21 protein-coding genes are annotated in these 17,761 nt (G+C 61.7%); 3 read left to right on the plus strand and 18 right to left on the minus strand.

Annotation, left to right across the window (positions count from 1 at the left end):
- Positions 1-234 (minus strand): transposase (locus FEV53_RS01005; protein ID WP_142832957.1); only part of this gene is annotated, 234 nt, incomplete at its 3' end.
- 220 nt (positions 235-454) lie between these two features.
- Here FEV53_RS01005 and FEV53_RS01010 point away from each other — a divergent pair.
- The gene (locus FEV53_RS01010; protein ID WP_142832958.1) at positions 455-1,858 is read left to right on the plus strand and encodes a Hint domain-containing protein; all 1,404 of its coding nucleotides are present in this window, start codon (positions 455-457) and stop codon (positions 1,856-1,858) included.
- On the opposite strand, the gene FEV53_RS01015 is transcribed toward FEV53_RS01010, so the two are convergent.
- Positions 1,839-2,459 (minus strand): TIGR02466 family protein, encoded by a 621-nt coding sequence (locus FEV53_RS01015; protein ID WP_142832959.1) that lies wholly within the window; start codon positions 2,457-2,459, stop codon positions 1,839-1,841. The two genes, FEV53_RS01010 and FEV53_RS01015, sit on opposite strands and share 20 nt — an antisense overlap.
- Positions 2,460-2,607: 148 nt before the next feature.
- On the opposite strand from FEV53_RS01015, the gene budC reads away from it, so the two are divergent.
- On the plus strand, positions 2,608-3,378 hold the full coding sequence (budC, locus tag FEV53_RS01020; RefSeq protein ID WP_142832960.1) for a meso-2,3-butanediol dehydrogenase: 771 nt from the start codon (positions 2,608-2,610) through the stop codon (positions 3,376-3,378).
- A 77-nt stretch (positions 3,379-3,455) separates the two neighbouring features.
- On the opposite strand, the gene rplP is transcribed toward budC, so the two are convergent.
- The 15 genes from rplP to rplQ all read right to left on the minus strand — a co-directional run bounded on the left by rplP (position 3,456) and on the right by rplQ (position 15,617).
- Entirely contained in the window at positions 3,456-3,869 is a 414-nt protein-coding gene (gene rplP / locus FEV53_RS01025) for a 50S ribosomal protein L16 (protein WP_142832961.1), read from the minus strand.
- Between the two features lie 12 nt (positions 3,870-3,881).
- Complete coding sequence (gene rpsC, locus FEV53_RS01030) at positions 3,882-4,583, minus strand: 30S ribosomal protein S3 (RefSeq protein ID WP_142832962.1); 702 nt, start codon at positions 4,581-4,583, stop codon at positions 3,882-3,884.
- On the minus strand, positions 4,583-4,963 hold the full coding sequence (gene rplV, locus FEV53_RS01035) for a 50S ribosomal protein L22 (RefSeq protein WP_142832963.1): 381 nt from the start codon (positions 4,961-4,963) through the stop codon (positions 4,583-4,585). Before rplV ends, rpsC begins: the two co-directional genes overlap by 1 nt.
- A gap of 3 nt (positions 4,964-4,966) precedes the next feature.
- Positions 4,967-5,245: a 30S ribosomal protein S19 gene (gene rpsS / locus FEV53_RS01040; RefSeq protein ID WP_142832964.1), complete on the minus strand. Its 279-nt coding sequence runs from the start codon at positions 5,243-5,245 to the stop codon at positions 4,967-4,969.
- A gap of 3 nt (positions 5,246-5,248) precedes the next feature.
- A complete protein-coding gene (rplB, locus tag FEV53_RS01045) occupies positions 5,249-6,091 on the minus strand; it encodes a 50S ribosomal protein L2 (RefSeq protein ID WP_142832965.1) in 843 nt (280 codons plus the stop codon).
- 171 nt (positions 6,092-6,262) lie between these two features.
- Entirely contained in the window at positions 6,263-7,012 is a 750-nt protein-coding gene (locus tag FEV53_RS01050) for an amino acid ABC transporter ATP-binding protein (protein WP_142833130.1), read from the minus strand.
- Between the two features lie 54 nt (positions 7,013-7,066).
- Positions 7,067-8,365 (minus strand): amino acid ABC transporter permease, encoded by a 1,299-nt coding sequence (locus FEV53_RS01055; RefSeq protein WP_142832966.1) that lies wholly within the window; start codon positions 8,363-8,365, stop codon positions 7,067-7,069.
- Position 8,366: 1 nt separating this feature from the next.
- Entirely contained in the window at positions 8,367-9,590 is a 1,224-nt protein-coding gene (locus FEV53_RS01060; protein WP_142832967.1) for an amino acid ABC transporter permease, read from the minus strand.
- 106 nt (positions 9,591-9,696) lie between these two features.
- The gene (locus FEV53_RS01065; RefSeq protein ID WP_142832968.1) at positions 9,697-10,716 is read right to left on the minus strand and encodes an amino acid ABC transporter substrate-binding protein; all 1,020 of its coding nucleotides are present in this window, start codon (positions 10,714-10,716) and stop codon (positions 9,697-9,699) included.
- A gap of 226 nt (positions 10,717-10,942) precedes the next feature.
- Positions 10,943-11,653, minus strand: a complete 711-nt coding sequence (locus FEV53_RS01070) for an ATP12 family chaperone protein (protein WP_142832969.1) — start codon at positions 11,651-11,653, stop codon at positions 10,943-10,945.
- Positions 11,646-12,305: an HAD-IA family hydrolase gene (locus tag FEV53_RS01075; RefSeq protein WP_142832970.1), complete on the minus strand. Its 660-nt coding sequence runs from the start codon at positions 12,303-12,305 to the stop codon at positions 11,646-11,648. The genes FEV53_RS01070 and FEV53_RS01075 overlap by 8 nt, the downstream gene beginning before the upstream one ends.
- 3 nt (positions 12,306-12,308) lie before the next feature.
- Complete coding sequence (locus FEV53_RS01080) at positions 12,309-13,355, minus strand: RluA family pseudouridine synthase (RefSeq protein WP_142832971.1); 1,047 nt, start codon at positions 13,353-13,355, stop codon at positions 12,309-12,311.
- The gene (gene crcB, locus FEV53_RS01085) at positions 13,352-13,726 is read right to left on the minus strand and encodes a fluoride efflux transporter CrcB (protein ID WP_142832972.1); all 375 of its coding nucleotides are present in this window, start codon (positions 13,724-13,726) and stop codon (positions 13,352-13,354) included. The genes FEV53_RS01080 and crcB overlap by 4 nt, the downstream gene beginning before the upstream one ends.
- 31 nt (positions 13,727-13,757) lie before the next feature.
- Positions 13,758-15,086 (minus strand): replication-associated recombination protein A, encoded by a 1,329-nt coding sequence (locus tag FEV53_RS01090; RefSeq protein ID WP_142832973.1) that lies wholly within the window; start codon positions 15,084-15,086, stop codon positions 13,758-13,760.
- A gap of 111 nt (positions 15,087-15,197) precedes the next feature.
- Positions 15,198-15,617 carry a 50S ribosomal protein L17 gene (rplQ, locus tag FEV53_RS01095; protein ID WP_142832974.1) on the minus strand — a complete coding sequence of 140 codons (420 nt, stop codon included), beginning with the start codon at positions 15,615-15,617 and terminating at the stop codon, positions 15,198-15,200.
- Positions 15,618-15,830: 213 nt separating this feature from the next.
- Here rplQ and FEV53_RS01100 point away from each other — a divergent pair, with 213 nt between their 5' ends.
- Positions 15,831-16,829: an AbrB family transcriptional regulator gene (locus tag FEV53_RS01100; protein ID WP_185962048.1), complete on the plus strand. Its 999-nt coding sequence runs from the start codon at positions 15,831-15,833 to the stop codon at positions 16,827-16,829.
- Between the two features lie 7 nt (positions 16,830-16,836).
- Here FEV53_RS01100 and FEV53_RS01105 read toward each other — a convergent pair whose 3' ends face one another.
- Positions 16,837-17,718: a hydrogen peroxide-inducible genes activator gene (locus FEV53_RS01105; protein ID WP_142832976.1), complete on the minus strand. Its 882-nt coding sequence runs from the start codon at positions 17,716-17,718 to the stop codon at positions 16,837-16,839.
- Between the last annotated feature and the right edge of the window lie 43 nt (positions 17,719-17,761).

Raw genomic sequence — 17,761 nt, forward strand, 5'->3', positions numbered from 1 at the left:
CCCGATTTTGGCGTGCAGCTTTCCGACCTCTGCCGCCGATATCGTCGGCTCCGCGGTCGCCTGGCCGGTGAAGGCCTGTGCCATGTTCTCAATCGCGGTCCGTTTCCAGCCGCTGATCATGGTAGGGTGGCTGTCATACTTCTTGGCCAGCTCGGCCGTCGTCAGCTCCTCGCGGATGGCTTCCAAAGCCACCTTCGCCTTGAACTCTGCCGAATAGCGTTTCCGTTTCGTCATTTCTGTGCGTTCTTCCTCAGACACTACCGATTAGCACCCGGTCCGAAATCCCGCGACCACCTCTAATATCGCGTCTGTCCTGCTGAACCAGACCTTTGGCAGCGCGGGCAGCCCGTTGTCACAAGACAAAGTCGATGTGACCCTTGTCGATGTTGATGGCGAAGCAAATGTCGTGGACATCCACTAGGATGCGAGTGCCACGCTCCTGTCCACGGACTACATGACCTACAGCCTCGGCGGCACCGGCTATAACACCGAGTTCGACTATTTGGGCGCCGTCACGGCAACGATCACGTACGAAGACGGTGATACGGACACAGCTTCGATTAACATCATGCAGGATTCGGATGGACGTGTTTTTGTCATCCGGAACAGCACGTGGACCGACGGAACCAGCGATCTTTATGCGAAGCCAATTGAGAGCATAACTCCAACGGCGCATGACGCGGATTACGGCGGCTTCAACATCAACCGCGCCACCATCGTAGAGCAGCCAGACAATTTCGTCTTGCTGACCGATGCAGTCTGGGACGGTACGTCACAGCTGGTCCCGCAGCTGTCGCCTACTTCCTTCAACGTCAACGGGCTCGACACCACTGGCACCACGACCGCCGTCGCTGAATCAACGACCGGAACGTTTATCAACGGTAACGGTGGGACGTTTTACGACACATCCGGCGCGGGCGCCGGCGGTGCTGAGGACATTTACAAGGTTGAAGACAGCGCGACGCTGACCGGGTCGCAAGATATCTACTCCCTCGCTGTCCGAACGACCGAGGCAACGATCACCCTCCTCAACGGCAAGGTCTTCACCAACCAGACTGTGCAGCTCAGGGCGCTGCAGGACGGGACTGTCTTGCTGGATTTACTGGATGCAGATCTCGTCGACTACAATGTCCGGTCCGAAATCGCGCGGATCGATCTGACCACCCAGCAATACACCAATTACGTCGGCGACAACCCTCTGGCTTTAGATGCGGCTTACGCCCCCGTATGCTATGTCACCGGCTCGCGGATCCTGACGGATCGCGGTTGGCGCAAGGTGGAAACCCTTGGCATCGGGACGAAGGTCTGGACCCTCGATGGCGGTTATCAGCAGATCCGCTGGCTCGGATATAGCCGCCCCCAGGAAGGCAATGGTCGCGACTGTTACGGCATCACTCTGCCCGACAGTCTGCACGAGCAACTCTGGGTGTCCCAACAGCACCGGGTCCTCTGCGACCTTGAAGGCGAAGAAGTCCTGATCCCGGCGAAGAAGTTATCCGATCTTATGCCGATGGAACGACGGACGCTCCGCGAAGAGGACCATTTCTGGCATATTCTGCTCCCACGGCACCATATCATCAGGGCAAACGGCATCCTCGCTGAGAGTTTCTTCCCCGGGCCAACGGCCAGAGACATGCTAGGCGAAGAGGTTTGGCGCGGGCTGCGCCGTGCGATGCCCGAGGGGGGATATCCGACAGAACTCGCGAGACGGGAGATTCGGCGAAATCCAGAGATCAAAGCAATTCGGACGTCACGTCAGCAGATTTCGCTCGCCCGCGTCCGCGGGACATCTGCGCCACCCTTCGCCGCTCAAATAGTTTGGGGCAAAAGGAGCAGCCTCACTCCCACTTATAATTGAAGCTGACGCTGATACGCTCGTCTTCGGCCATGTTCATCGGGACCTCGTGGCGCAGCCAGCTCTCCCAAAGGAGCACGTCACCCACATCGGGCTGAACATAGATAAAGCTGCGAAGATCCCGTCGGGCCTCCTTTACCCGCGGCGGTGCCGCCATCATCATGGCGTGACGGGGGTCTTCGAGCTTCAAAGCCGAAGCACCCTCCGGCATGGACACATAGGTCGTTCCTGAGATCACCGAATGAGGGTGAATGTGCGATCCGTGAGATCCACCTTCGGGCAGGATATTGATCCAGAGATCTTCCAGCACCAGAGATTTGTCTCCGAGATCAAATTCCAGGCTTTGGGCAAAGGCTGCCACGTGCGCATCAAGAACTTTGACCACGTCCGCAAAGATTGGGAACCGCCAAGGCAGATCGGTGAGAGACGCGTAGCTCGTATAGCCGGGATAACCGTTCTCCTCGCACCAATCCTGCCCCGCCTCGTCATCTTCGGCGATGGCGATACAGGAATTTTCCAGCTCCTCCGTATCAATGGCCGGACCATGCTCAGACAGACGGGCGCGATAAAGCGGGGTGACGAAGAGGTTTTCAATCTGTGCCATGGACGCGTCATAGACCTGTCCTCGTTGCAGCGCGAGCAGAATTTATCCCGAAGATCCGCGTGTAACGTCGCGTGATCTTCATCTCAGGGTTGCTATGAAGCGTGAGCGCGCCACATCTCCGATAGAGACACAGAGACAGGAGCTTGTGATGAGTAAGCGTAAGACAGTGATCGTGACAGGCGCAGGAACCGGGATCGGTAAGGCTACGGCCAAACGCTTTGCGCAGGACGGTTACAACGTGGTTCTGAACGGGCGCAGCGATGATCCGTTGGCAGAGGTGGCGCGCCAGATCGGAGAACACGCGGTGACCGCACCCGGTGACGTCAGTAAGAAAGACGACGTGCAGCGCGTGATCGACAAGGCGATAGAGGCTTTTGGCCGGATCGACGTGGTGGTCAACAATGCCGGAGTGGTCAAGCCCGGCGGTGCTGACGGGCTGAGCGACGACGATTTCGAGGCCATGCTGACCGTGAACGTCCACGGCGTTCGGTATATGACCCTCGCCGCCCTGCCCTATCTGCGTAAGACCAAGGGCAACGTTGTGAACGTGTCCTCCGTGTCGGGTCTGCGTGCCGATTGGGGAATGTATGGCTACAACACTTCCAAGGGCGCAGTATCACTGATGACCCAAAGCCTCGCGTTGGAACTGGGTATGGAAGGCATCCGCGTAAACGCAGTCGCTCCCGCTACCGCCAATACGCGTCTTGCAGCGGGTCTGAGTGAGAACCAGAAGGCGATGGATGCATTCGCTGCGCGCATTCCGATGGGTCGCCTCGTTGAGCCGGAAGAGATCGCCAGCGTTATCGCCTTCCTGGCCGGAAATGACGCCGCGTTTGTGAATGGTGTGGTGCTACCGGTGGACGGCGGGCTGATGGCGTCGAACGGGCAGCCAAACTTCGCGGCCTTGTCTCAGGGATAAGCAGTGGTTGCCGCTCGGATGAAAACGCAAAGGGCGGGGAAAAACCCCGCCCTTTTTCAATTCTTGCTAAGGCTGGGTTACCAGTCTTCGCGCTGAACGACGCGGGTCTTGATCGGCAGCTTCATGGCGGCCAGACGCAGCGCCTCGCGGGCGATGTCCTCGGGAACACCGTCCAGCTCGAACATGATCCGGCCCGGCTTGACCTTGGCGGTCCACCGGTCGACGGAACCCTTACCTTTACCCATACGCACTTCGATGGGCTTGGCGGTCACGGGAACGTCGGGGAAGATGCGGATCCACACGCGGCCCTGACGCTTCATCTGGCGCGTCATGGCACGACGGGCGGCCTCGATCTGACGGGCGGTGATCCGCTCGGGCTCGACGGCCTTGAGGCCGAAGGAGCCGAAGTTCAGCTCGGAGCCACCCTTGGCTTTGCCATGGATGCGGCCCTTGTGCATCTTGCGGAATTTAGTGCGCTTCGGTTGAAGCATATCCTGCCCTCCTTAACGGCGGCCGCCGCGCGGGGCGGGACCATCCTGAAGTTCCTGGGCGCGACGATCGCGGGCGGCCGGGTCATGCTCCATGATCTCACCTTTGAAGATCCAGACCTTGATCCCGATGATGCCGTAGGCCGTCAGAGCCTCGACCTGCGCGTGATCGATATCGGCACGCAGGGTATGAAGCGGCACGCGGCCCTCACGATACCACTCGGTCCGGGCGATCTCGGCGCCGCCGAGACGGCCGGCGAGGTTCACGCGGATGCCGAGGGCGCCCATGCGCATGGCGTTCTGAACCGAGCGCTTCATGGCGCGGCGGAACGACACACGACGCTCGAGCTGCTGGGCGATGGACTCACCAACCAGCTGAGCGTCGAGCTCGGGCTTACGCACTTCGACGACGTTCAGGTGCAGCTCGCTCTCGGTCATCGCGGCAAGCTTGCGGCGCAGGGTTTCGATATCCGCGCCTTTCTTACCGATGATGACGCCGGGGCGGGCGGTGTGGATCGTGACGCGGCACTTCTTGTGCGGACGCTCGATAATCACACGGCTAATGCCGGCGGCTTTGCACTCTTCCTTGATGAACTCACGGATACGGATATCCTCGAGGAGGAGATCGCCGTACTCGTTCGTGTCGGCATACCAGCGGCTGTCCCAGGTCCGGTTGACCTGAAGCCGCATGCCGATCGGGTTGACCTTGTTACCCATCAGGCTTGCTCCTCGACTTGGCGGACCTTGATCGTGATTTCCGAGAACGGCTTGTGGATCCGGCCAAAGCGGCCACGAGCACGGGGGCGACCGCGCTTCATCACCAGGTTCTTGCCCACCCACGCCTCGGCGACGATGAGCTCATCGACGTCCAGATTGTGGTTGTTCTCAGCGTTCGCGATAGCGGACTGAAGACATTTCTTCACGTCCTGGGCGATGCGCTTCTTGGAGAAGGTCAGGTCGGTCAGCGCCGCCTCAACCTTCTTACCGCGGATCATGCCGGCCACGAGGTTCAGCTTTTGCGGAGAGGTGCGCAGCATGCGCGTCTTCGCCATTGCCTCGTTTTCGGCCACGCGGCGGGGATTCTTGTCCTTCGCCATGGCTTACTTCCTCTTGGCTTTCTTGTCCGCAGCGTGACCGTAATAGGTCCGCGTCGGCGAGTATTCCCCGAACTTCTGGCCAATCATGTCCTCGGTCACGTTCACCGGCACATGCTTTTTGCCGTTGTACACACCGAAGGTGAGGCCCACGAACTGGGGCAGGATGGTGGAGCGGCGCGACCAGATCTTGATGACCTCGTTGCGGCCCGACTCCCGGGTTTTTTCGGCCTTTTTGAGGACATAGCTGTCCACGAAAGGCCCTTTCCAGACGGAACGTGCCATAGATTACCGGCCTTTCTTACGGGCGTGACGCGAGCGGATGATAAGCTTCTGCGACGACTTCTTGGTGTTGCGGGTGCGTGCACCCTTCGTCGGCTTACCCCAGGGCGTCACCGGGTGACGACCACCCGAGGTCCGGCCCTCACCACCACCATGGGGGTGGTCGATGGGGTTCATGACCACACCACGCACGGAGGGACGGATGCCCTTGTGGCGGTTGCGGCCCGCTTTACCGATGTTCTGGTTCGAGTTGTCGGGGTTCGACACCGCGCCAACCGTGGCCATGCATTCCTGACGCACCATCCGGAGTTCACCGGAGGAGAGACGGATCTGGGCGTAGCCACCGTCACGGCCCACGAACTGGGCGTAGGTGCCCGCGGCGCGTGCGATCTGGCCACCCTTGCCGGGCTTCAGCTCAATGTTATGAACGATGGTACCGATCGGCATGCCGGAGAAGGGCATTGCGTTGCCGGGCTTTACGTCAACCTTGGCGCCGGAGATGATCTTGTCACCCACTGCCAGACGCTGCGGCGCGATGATGTAGCGCTGCTCGCCATCGGTGTACTGAACCAGAGCGATGAACGCAGTCCGGTTGGGGTCATATTCGATCCGCGCAACGACCGCTTCCATGTCGTGCTTGGTCCGCTTGAAATCGACGATGCGGTAGAGCCGCTTTGCTCCGCCGCCGCGGCGGCGCATCGTGATCCGTCCGGTGTTGTTCCGGCCGCCCTTCTTGGTCAGACCCTCGGTGAGAGCCTTGACCGGACGACCTTTCCACAGTTCCGAACGGTCGATCAGTACCAGCCCGCGCTGGCCAGGCGTCGTCGGCTTGTACGACTTAAGTGCCATGCTTCCTGTCTTCCGTATCTGTGGCGACGGGGCGAGCCCGCCGCGGGTGAAGGGCCCCGTAGGTCCCCTATCCAATAAAAACCACGGCCCCGAACGAATCCGGGGCCGCGGAATGTTGGGCTGTTATCAGGGGCGCCGAACCGTGTCCAGACGCAAAGCCCCGACCAGAGGTCAGTGCCCGAGAATCTGGCTCAGGAACTGCTGGGTGCGCTCGTTCTGAGGGTTGTTGAAGAACGCCTCAGGCTCGTTTTGCTCCACGATCTGACCATCGGCCATAAAGATCACCCGGTTCGCGACCTGCCGCGCAAAGCCCATTTCATGGGTCACGCAGAGCATGGTCATCCCCTCCTCGGCGAGCTCGATCATGGTGTCGAGCACCTCCTTGATCATCTCGGGGTCGAGGGCAGAGGTGGGTTCATCGAACAGCATGATCCGGGGCCGCATGCAGAGCGAGCGGGCGATGGCCACACGCTGCTGCTGACCACCCGAGAGCTGGCCCGGATATTTGTTTGCTTGATCGGGGATCTTTACCTTTTCGAGGAAATGCATCGCGGTTTCCTCGGCCTCGCGCTTGGGGATCTTGCGGACCCAGATCGGCGCGAGGGTGCAGTTTTCGAGGATCGTGAGATGCGGGAAGAGGTTGAAGTGCTGAAAGCACATGCCGACCTCGGACCGGATCCGGTCGATATTCTTGAGATCCGAAGACAGGTGCGTGCCGTCCACGACAATCCGCCCCTGCTGGTGTTCCTCCAATGCGTTGATACAGCGGATCAGCGTCGATTTGCCGGACCCCGAAGGCCCGCAAATCACGATCCGCTCGCCCCGGTAGACGGTCAGGTCGATGTCGCGCAGCACGTGGAAGGCCCCGTACCACTTGTTCATCTTCTGGATTTCGATGGCGACCTCATCCGAGATCTGCATCTGGCTGCGCGGTGCAGCCGCGGAGTGCGTACCCGTTTCCATGTGTAACGCTCCTTAACGGTGATCCGTGGCAAGCCTGCGCTCGAGCCACTGGGAATATTGAGAGATGCCGTAGCAGATGACAAAGAACATCAGCGCCGCGAAGCCATAGAGCTCCCAGTAGACGCCGCTCCACTCGGTCGAAGACAGGATCGGACCCCGGATCATGCCGATAACGTCGAACATCGAGATGATCGAGACCAGCGTCGTGTCCTTGAACAGACCCACCGCCACGTTGACGATACCGGGGATGGAGATCTTCAGAGCCTGCGGCAGGATGATCAGACGCATGGCCTGCGCGTAGTCGAGCCCAAGACTGTCCGCAGCCTCATACTGACCGCGCGGCAGTGCCGCCAGACCGCCCCGGATCACCTCGGCGATATAGGCGGAGGCGAACATGGTGATCATGATGATCACCCGCAGGATCAGGTCAAAGTTCGTCCCCGGCGGCAGGAAGTAGGCCAGAACCACGTTGGCCACGAACAGAAGCGTGATCAGCGGAACGCCCCGGATAAACTCGATGAAGCAGACCGAGAAGACCCGGATGATCGGCAGTTTCGACTGTCGCCCCAGCGCCAGCAGGATCCCGAATGGCAAAGACAACGAGACGCAAACGGTGCCGAGTATCATGTTCAGCATGAAGCCGCCCATCTTCGCCGACTCCACCTGTTCCAGCGCCATCACGCCGGACAGGGGACCGCCTGCGAGGCTGCCGCCTATCCACCAGATCGCGATCGCTGAGATGACCGCGCCAAGAACGCCGATGGCAAAGCCTCGGTGAGACAGGGTCTGGAACACCACCGCGCCAACAATCAGGCCAACGAGTCCCATGATGGGCGCCACAATGGTTCCGCCCCAGATCAGCCAGTACGCCAGAAAAGGGTAGACCAGCGTGAAGATCAGGAGCTTTCGCGGCAACATCGGCACCAGCACCGGCGCCGCTGCTGCGAACAGAAGCACGAAGGCCAGAGTCGGCCGCCAGTAAAACTCTGACGGATAGGCAAAGCCGAACAGGAGCTGGTTCCAGCGCTCGCTCAGCACAGCGAAACACCCACCCCGCGCGCCATCGAGAGTCTCGCGGCATTCGGAGAGAGAGCTGGCATTCCAGACACCGTTCAGCAGCCAGGGCAGAAAGCTCGACAGGATGCTCCAGATTGCCCAGAGCGCCAGCAGCGACAGGATCGTATAAGGGACGGACGAGAACAAGTTCTCGCGCATCCACTTGACCACGCCCTTTTCACGGACGGGCGGTTCTTGTTGTGGGATAAAGGTATCGCGGACATAGGCGACGGATTCTGCGTGTGTGTCGCTCATCTCAACGCTCCTTCAACGCGACCGAGGCGTTATAGACGTTCATCACCGCCGAGATCGACAGGCTGATGAGCAGGTAGAACAGCATCAGGAGCAGCACGCACTCGATGGCCCGCCCGGTCTGGTTCAGGGTAATCCCGCCCAGCGTCGCGGTGATGTCGGTATAACCGACCGCGATGGCCAGGGACGAGTTCTTGGTCAGGTTCAGATATTGCGAGATCAACGGTGGGATGATCACCCGCAGCGCCTGCGGCAGAACAACGAGGTTCATGATCCGGCGTGGACGCAGCCCCAGCGCCGCAGCGGCTTCGGTCTGGCCCTTGGAGATGGCGAGAATACCAGCACGCACATTCTCGGCGATAAAGGCTCCGGTATAAACCGACAGCGCCAGCCACAGCGCGATCAACGGACGCCCGATTTCAAACCCGCCCTGCAGGTTGAAACGGTTCGCCAACGGATCGGGCATGTCCAGCTTGATCGGCTGGCCGAGGATAAAGAACACCAGCACCGTGGGCACGATCAGCAAAGCCGGGACGGGCCATGTGGGCAGCAGCGTTCCGGTGGAGAACAGCGTCTTTTTGCGGTGCTTCAGATAGGCAATGACCCCGATGATCGAAGCCACCAGCGTGAGCACCACCCAGAGAGACCCCGGCCCAAAGACAGGGGCGGGCGCGGTCAGGCCACGATTGGTAAAGGCGAACAGACCGAGGAAGAGACCGCGCTCCGGGTCATCGCCCAGATAGACCTTTGGACTCGGTCCCAGCGAGACCACCGTTCCGATCACGAGGATCCAGATAAGGACCGGTACGTTGCGGAACGCTTCGACATAGGCGGACATGAGGCGGGCCACGAGCCAGTTCTTCGACAGGCGCAGCACGCCCGCTGTCACGCCGATGATCGTCGCGAGGACACACCCAAGGAAAGCGACCAGTAGCGTGTTCAGCAGGCCGACCATGGCCGCGCGCATGTGGGTCGATTGGCTACTATACTCAATCAGGCTCTGCCCAATGTCATAATTGGCCGTTTCGCCAAGAAAGCGGAATGAAATGTTGAGGCCGGCAGCGGCCAGGTTGCGTACCAGATTCGTACCCAGCCAGAACATCAGGAAGATGATGACGGCCAAAGCGATGAACTGGAATGTCAGACCACGATAACGTGTGTCGTTCAGCAGCATGGACAGGCGGAAACCGCCAGCTTGCCCTGCGCTGGTATCAGGGGCGGATGACATTCTTTTCTCTCCCATTTCGACCTTTCAGACGAAGCTGCGGTCGATTTTTGTTCTTGTTGGGAAATGCAAAGGGGGGCGCGGATGGCGCCCCCCTTCACAAGCGATCTTAGCGGAACGGCGGGGAGTAGAGCAGGCCGCCCTCGGTCCACTGCGCGTTCAGGCCGCGGGCCAGACCGATCGGGGTGTCTTCACCGATGTTCTTGGAGAAGATTTCACCATAGTTACCGCCGACGCTGATCGCCTTGGCAGCCCAGTCGGCCGACAGGCCATACATTTCGCCAAGGTTACCTTCGGTGCCGAGCAAACGGTTCACTTCGGGATTGTCGGTCGCGGCAGCGCTCATTTCGCCCACATTCGCGGAGGTCACGCCGTATTCTTCGGCAGCAATCAGCGCGTTCAGGGTCCAGCGGGCGATATCGGCCCAGTCATTGTCGCCATGACGGACCACGGGGCCGAGCGGCTCTTTCGAGATGATCTCGGGAAGAATCACGTGCGCCGAAGGGTCTTCGTAGGTGGCACGGCTAGCCGCGAGGCCGGACGCGTCAGTGGTGAAGGCATCACAGGAACCGGACAGATACTGCTGCTTGGCTTCGGCCTCGGTTTCGATGTTTACCGGCTCGTAGCTGATGTTGTTCTTGCGGAAGAAGTCCGACAGGTTCAGCTCGGTGGTGGTACCCGTCTGCACGCAGATCGTGGCGCCGTCGAGTTCCTTGGCGGAAGTCACGCCCAGATCCTTGGGTACGATGAAGCCCTGACCGTCGTAGTAGTTCACACCGACGAAATCAAACTTCAGGTCCACGTCGCGGCTGAATGTCCAGGTGGTGTTACGGGCCAGAATGTCGATCTCGCCGGAGGCAAGTGCGGTGAAACGGGTCTTGCCCGTCAGCGACTTGAACTCGACGGCGCTCGGGTCGCCGAGAACGGCGGCCGCCAGAGCGCGGCAATAGGCCACGTCAAAGCCCTGCCACTCACCATTGGCGTCCGGTGATGCAAAGCCGGCCAGACCCGTGTTCACACCACAGTTCAGGGTGCCGCGCGCCTGCACATCTTCGAGCGTACCCGCATAGGCAGCACCGGCCGAAACGAGAGTTGCAGCGGCAAAGCCGAGAATCTTGGTTTTTTTCATGTAAACCTCTTCCTGATGTGTCCGAAAGGTCAGCCCTTCCGACTCGTTATCGCCGTTCAGATCGGCGTTTTTCTGAATCCGACCCTCCGGGGTCGAAAACTGGAAAGACTTTGGCGGCAATCGGAGACGGGCGTCAAGGGACTCCGGTCGTATTCAGTTTTGAAATATCCGAAAAATCCCGAGTGTATGGCGAATTCCGGACATTTCACAAAGCCCGGCTCGCGGGTCACATTCTGTGGAGCGACCAAAATGCGACAGCATCCAGAAACGCAGCCTTCTTCAGCTCCGCCTGCTCTGCCGCTTCTTCATCTTCGCCCCAAAGCTCCGCCTGCCAGCGCTCATCCAAACGCGACAGATCCCAGATCTCAGTTGCGTCCCGCGCGCCGCCAACCAGCGCCAGAGCCAAGACAAGAGAGCCGGACAAGGTGACAAGGTCGTGGAAAGCCGTCAGTCCGAAATCGCTCATCTCATGCATGGGTGCGGCCAGCATCGCCAATGCTTGCGGATCTTGCGCCACCGGCATCACACCTTGCGTGACCTTCATCCGGACGCCGAATTGCCCGGCCGCCCAGTCGAGAATCGGGTCCCAGGCTTCGGACTGCCGCGCGATCAGTTCCAGCGGTTCAGTGGCCCGGTAATTCAGCAGATCCGTATCACCGTATTCGGTCAGCATCGCGATCACTTCGGCCCGCTTTGCCCCGACCTTATCGATGGCTGAATTGGCCATCCGGGTCAGCGGCATCATGTTGGGGTCGATGACCTCCTGCTGCGCGGCCCACTCATCGGCGACCGCGCGCGCCAGATCTGCGGTCGGCAGGCTCAGAGGCGCCCCTGCCGGAGTTTTGATCGGCCGACCGTCGAGAAGCACGGCGAAACCGTCACCTCGCGCCTCGACAGTCGCTTCTTTCCAGAACCTGCGCGCTGCCCACTCAGCCATTCGATCCCCACATCCTCTGCAATTCCACCAGAATATCTGCAGGCGTCTCCGCCACCACGACCGCCCCTGCATCCAGCAGATCCATCGGACGGTGATAGCCCCAGCTCACGCCCAGCGCCGTCACACCAGCCGCTGCAGCCATCTCCATGTCAAAGACCGTATCGCCAATGACCACGGCATCCACCGCGCTTACCCCGGTTTCCTGCAGCGCCGCGTAGACCATTGAGGGGTCGGGTTTAGACGGATGATCATCGGCGCATTGGCGTGTCGCAAGTCGCAAGGCATGACCCTCCGCAATCGCGTTCAGCCCGCGACAGGATGCGCCCGTCGCGATACCCCAGAGCCAGTCGTCCTGCGCGTGGATCGCCTCCAGCACATCCGCGATGCCTTCAAACAGCGGCGGCACGCCGCGCTCGCGCATCGCCTTGTAACTGGCCTTGTAAGCGTTAAGCGCCTGCTCCTCCTCCTCCGGCTCCAGACCCGGCGCCAGCGCCCGCATAAAGAGTGGCAGGGAACGTCCAACCTGTGACAGGATCTCGGCGCGACTTGGCGCGGGACGGTCAATCGCAGCGAAGGCGGCGGATAGGGACTGGACGATATGCCCCTGGCTGTCGATCAGCGTTCCGTCCATGTCGAAGAGCGCGAGCTTCAAAGGTCAGGCCTCCGGCGAAAACGGATCATCCGCCGCGTCATCGAGCGACCATTCGAGCGATTTCCACGTCCGCACCATGTGCTCGGGCAAGGGCGCGGTCACGGTCAGCGGCGCGCCGGTCCCCAGATGGCGGAAAGTCAGCGATCGCGCGTGGAGATGCAGCTTCCGGCTCATCTCGCCGCCCAGCTGTGCCCCCCAGCCATCACCGAGATTCTCCTGCCCCGAGCCGCCATATTTGCCGTCCCCGATAATCGGATGCCCCAGCTCTGCCATATGCGTCCGGAGCTGGTGGGTCCGCCCGGTGACCGGCTCCAGCGCACACCACGATACCCGACCGCCCAGAGCGGAAATCACGGTAAAGTCGGTCTCGGCGCGCTTGGCGCCTTCGGTCTGGCGGACGTCGTCGGGGTGCAGGCAGATCATCTTTTCGCCTTCGCCGCCGCGCCCATGGCCCGGCGCCTTGACCAGTCCGAACTTGATCGTACCTGTGCGCGGAAATGGTACGCCTGCAACGGCAGCCCAGTAGATCTTGCGCGTCGCCTTGTGACGCAACGCATCAGTCAGGGCCTTGGCCGCCTGCCGGTTGCGCGCCAAGAGCAGCACACCCGAGGTGTCCTTATCCAGCCGGTGAACGAGGCGCGGTTTATCCTCCGCGTCGAATTGCAGCGCCTCGGACAGGCCGTCCACATGGCGGGTCTGACCGGAACCACCCTGTGTCGGCAACCCGGCGGGCTTGTTGATCGCGATGATATCGTCGTCCCGGTACAGCACTGCGTTGCGCATCATTTCAGCATCTGCGTCGGAAACGCGGGTGCGCTGAACGAAGGGCTGCGGCGCAGGGGCGTCGGGCAGCGGCGGAATGCGCACGGTCTGGCCCGCTTCGACCCGGGTCGAGCCCTTGACCCGGCCGCCATCCACCCGGATTTCGCCCTTGCGACACATCTTTTCGATGCGGCCCTGAGGCACCTGCGGATAGTGACCGCGGAACCAGCGGTCGAGGCGCTGATCGCCCTCGTCCGGTTTGACTTCCCGAAAGTGAACGCCGCTCATGCCATGGCCCTCGCCAGTGTCAGCCCCAGATACAGAGCGCCGAGGCCGGCCCCCACGGACAGGGCAATATAAAGGATCGCCGTCCCCGCCTGCCCGGCCTCGATCAGCTCGATGGCCTCGCGGGAGAAGGACGAAAAGGTGGTAAATCCGCCAAGGACCCCGGTCGCCACAAAGGGACTGAAGGACCCCCATCCGCGCGCGGCGGCCAGCCCCATGAAGAGTCCCATCGCCAGCGAGCCCAGCACGTTGGCGCTAAGAACCCCCAGCGGCATGCCTGGCCCGGCCACGCGGGCAACCCAGAGGCCGAGACCCCAGCGGGCAGTGGCACCAATGGCGCCACCCAGAGCAACTTGGAAGAAAATCGGTATCATCCCGTCCTCCTGTCCAAAGGCAGGCGCGGTGTCAATCTTCGCCCGCCCGATTCCGCTTGGCCCGCAGATCGGAAAACCAGTCGAGACGCTTTTTCAGTTCCCGCTCAAAGCCCCGCTGCACCGGCTGGTAAAAGCTCTGCCGGGCCATGCCGTCCGGGAAGTAGTTTTGCCCGGAAAATGCGTCCTCGGCGTCGTGGTCATAGGCGTAACCTGCACCGTAACCATGCTCTTTCATCAACTTCGTCGGCGCATTGCGAATGATCTTCGGCGGCGGTTCCGAGCCGGTCTGACGCGCGGCAGACATGGCCGCCTTGTAGGCCACATAGCCCGCGTTGGATTTCGGTGAGAGCGCCAGATAAGTCACCGCCTGCGCCAGCGCCAGCTCGCCCTCGGGACTGCCCAGCCGCTCATAGGTCTCCCAAGCATCGAGGCAGACCCGATGCGCCTGCGGATCGGCGAGGCCGATATCCTCGACCGCCATCCGGGTGATCCGCCGCGCCAGATAGCGCGGATCCTCGCCGCCCGTCAGCATCCGCGCCAGCCAGTAGAGCGCCGCGTCGGGATCCGAGCCGCGCACGGATTTGTGCAGGGCGGAGATCAGGTTGTAATGCGCTTCGCCCGATTTATCGTACTGCGCGGCGCGCCGTTGCAGACGGGACTGGAGATCGGCGGGGGTGAGCGGGGTTTGCGCCCTGAGGGCTGCCACCTGCTCCACAAGATTCAGGAGCGCCCGCCCGTCGCCATCCGCCATCTCTGCCAGCGCCGTCCGCGCTTCTTGCGTCAGGGGCACCGCTGTGCCGAGCGCCTCTTCGGCGCGGGTGATGAGCTGATCCAGCGCCTCTGACCCGAGCCGTGCCAGCACCAGCACCTGCGCGCGGGACAAGAGCGCCGCATTCAATTCAAAGGACGGGTTTTCGGTAGTTGCCCCGACCAGCAGAATCGTCCCGTCCTCCATATGCGGCAGAAACCCATCCTGCTGCGCTTTGTTAAAGCGGTGGATCTCGTCGACGAACAGCAGCGTCCCCTGCCCCGCCGCACGGCGCTGTTTGGCGGCCTCAAACACTTTGCGCAGCTCTGGCACACCGCTGAAAATCGCGCTGATCTGGACGAAATGCAGGTCCGTCTCGCGCGCAAGCAGCCGCGCAATAGTGGTCTTGCCCACGCCCGGCGGTCCCCAGAGGATTAACGACGACAGCGACCCGGCGGCGAGCATGGAGCCCAGCGGGCCTTCGGGATTCAGCAAGTGATCCTGCCCGATGACCTCGCCAAGCGCAGCCGGGCGCAGCCTGTCGGCCAAGGGGCGATGCCGGGTCTCCGCTGGCGCGTCCGCCGTGTCTCTGGTGTCAAACAGATCAGACATGTCTCAGCTCTAGGCCAGCCGCGCGCCTTGCGCAAAGTGTCAAAGGCCTGGCAAACCAAAAAGGCCCCCGGGGGTCTCCCGAGGGCCTGTGATATCGCGATCGCCGAAGGATCAGCCCTCGGCGGCCTCTTCGGCCTCGACGCGGGCACGGTCGGCGGCGCCTTTGGCATCCACGTCACGGTCGACGAATTCGATGATCGCCATGGGCGCCATATCACCGTAGCGGAAGCCAGCCTTCAGCACGCGGACATAGCCGCCCTGACGCTCGGCGTAGCGGGGGCCGAGCACGTCGAAGAGCTTCGCCACGTAGGCGTCCTGCTTCAGCTGCGCGCGCGCCTGACGGCGGGCGTGCAGATCGCCACGCTTGCCGAGGGTGATGAGTTTTTCGATGATCGGACGCAGTTCTTTGGCCTTGGGCAGGGTCGTCTTGATCTGCTCGTGCTCGATCAGCGAGCCAGCCATGTTGGCGAAGAGAGCTTTGCGGTGCTCATGGGTCCGGTTCAGTCGGCGGTAACCGCGGGCATGTCTCATGTCATTATAACCTTATCATGTGTTTTGCTTTGTCCGGCCGGCTTTGCGCCGACTCACCTTGGGGAGGTCTTCCCGGAGCCGCGCCATTAGACCAGTCCCTGCGGGTTGTAAACCGGGAGTCGGCGTAGCCGGTGTGAAATGCGATCCGGACGGCCCTGCTCCAGCGCCGACAGGCGCTTGACCAGTCCCCCGGAAGGGCCGCAGGACAGCCTCATGAGACATACTCTGACCCTGATCGCTGGCTTTGCCGGAGCGGCACTGGCCGTTGCGCTGGGGCTGCCCGTCGGTGCATTGATTGGAGCGGCGCTTGCAACCGGCGCGCTCACCGCCATGGGGCGGCACCTTGAGGTCAGCAAGCTCGTCCGTGATCTGGGCTTTTGTCTCATCGGCGTCACGCTCGGCTCAGGCATCGGCCCGGATTTCGGAGCTGATCTGGTCCGTTGGGCACCAAGTATTGCCATGCTGATCCTCAACACAGTGCTGATTCTCTGGCTTGGCACGAGCATCCTGCGACGGCGCGCGGGGCTGAACCCGGAAATCGCGCTGTTGGCCGCAACGCCCGGCAGCCTGTCGACGGTGATGGCGCTGACCTCGGAAAGCCGGGAGGACGTCCGCCCGGTCTTCGTCCTGCAATCCATGCGAATCTTTCTGGTCGTCTTTCTGGTGCCGCCGGTGACGTTCCTGCTTCAACCTCCGGTGCCCCCCGATGTGAGCGCGCAAATGGGTTGGGTCTGGCTCACGCTGATCGTCGCCATTGCCCTGCCGCTGGGGCGGGGTCTGTCAGGCCTGCCTGCCGGATGTCTGCTCTCCGGCATGGTCCTGTCGGGGCTGGCCCATGCCACCGGGCTGACCGATGGGCGTCCGCCCGAAATTGCATCCTTCAGTGGTATGGCCATTGCCGGTACGGTTCTGGGCGCACGGCTGTCGGGCCTGTCGCTACGTGATCTGAAGGGCCTCGCCACCGTTACATTTGTTCTGCTGGCCACAACATTGGTTCTGACGCTGGCCATGGTCGTACTGACGTCACTGATGTTCGGCTACAATATGGGCGCGCTCTGGGTGGCCTTTGCCCCCGGTGGGATCGAGGCCATGGCGGCCATCGGAGTGGCGCTGGGCTATGATCCGGCTTTCATCGCCGTGCACCATTTGAGCCGGATCCTGTTTCTCACGTTGGGAATACCGTTTCTGATGATCCGGCTGCGAGGCCGCTGACCAACGGTCAGCCCGGCAACATCCGCGATGCCAGTGCCCTGAACTCGGTCGCAAAGGGTGAGGTCTCGCGCCACACGAGACCGATGCTGCGGGTCGGGCGCGGCGTGGCGAAACGGGCCACGGCCACATCGGCCAGCCGCGTCTCAAGCGGCACCGCCATTTCCGGGATTAGCGTCACGCCGATCCCCGCCCCAACCATCTGCACCAGCGTGGTCAGTGAGCTGCCCTCCATCATGTCGCGCGCCACACCGGGGGACAGGGCGCAAACCTCCAGAGCCTGATCGCGAAAGCAGTGACCTTCTTCGAGCAGCAGGAGACGCATCTCGCGGAGCGCTTCGACCGGCGGCATGGGGCGGTCTGCCTCGGCGGCGGGACGGACGAAGACGAACTCTTCGTCAAAAAGCGGCTCCTCATGCAAACCCGGTTCGGAGATCGGCAGGGCCAGCAGCGCCAGGTCCAGCTCCCCATCGCGCAAATCGCGAATCAGTCGTTCTGTGATCGCCTCTCGCGGGCGCAGTTGAATTTGCGGCATCTCCGCCTGAAGGCGGGCGATGATGCCGGGCAAAAGATAGGGGGCGATGGTTGGGATCACCCCGAGACGCAGTTGCCCACCCAGTTCCCCTGCCCGCCCCGCGCCAATCTCGCTGAGGCTATCGACGTCCTTCAGGATCTCCCGTGCCCGGACGGCAAAGTCCCGCCCTGTATGGGTCAGAACCACTCGCCGAGAGCCCTTTTCCAGCAGATCCGTGCCCAGAATTTCCTGCAATTCCCGGATCTGAACCGACAGGGCGGGCTGGGAGATTGATAGAATTTCGGCAGTGCGGCCAAAATGTTCGTGACGCGCCAGCGCTTCGAAATATCTGAGGTGACGGAGGGTGAGCCGTTTCATAGTTGCAGTTTATCGTTTCGATAAAAACTATCAACTTCTGTTA

The sequence above is a fragment of the Palleronia caenipelagi genome, assembly GCF_007004065.1.
In the GTDB taxonomy this organism is placed as follows: domain Bacteria; phylum Pseudomonadota; class Alphaproteobacteria; order Rhodobacterales; family Rhodobacteraceae; genus Palleronia; species Palleronia caenipelagi.